The organism is Rhizohabitans arisaemae (assembly GCF_025996515.1).
In the GTDB taxonomy this organism is placed as follows: Bacteria; Actinomycetota; Actinomycetes; order Streptosporangiales; family Streptosporangiaceae; genus Rhizohabitans; species Rhizohabitans arisaemae.
The window spans coordinates 1-214 of record NZ_BLRH01000033.1 but is presented as its reverse complement, the minus strand read 5'-3'; the positions used below and the strand labels follow the sequence as shown (position 1 = coordinate 214).

The following is a 214-nucleotide window of genomic DNA, read 5'->3' as shown; positions in this document are numbered from 1 at the left end:
CCGACGGCTCGTGGCTGGCAAGTGGTTCCCATGATGGGACAGTACGGTTGTGGAATGCCGACGGTACCCAACGTGCGGTTCTGGAAGGCCACACCAACGAGGTGCATGCGGTGGCGATTGCTGCCGACGGTTCCTGGCTGGCCAGCGGCTCATATGACCATACGATTCGGTTGTGGAATGCCGACGGTACCCAACGTGCGGTTCTGGAAGGCCA

1 protein-coding gene is annotated in these 214 nt (G+C 61.2%); it reads left to right on the top strand.

Features of this window, described 5'->3' with window-relative positions:
- Window positions 1-214 (top strand): WD40 repeat domain-containing protein (locus tag RUR_RS15335; RefSeq protein WP_428847001.1); only part of this gene is annotated, 214 nt, incomplete at both ends.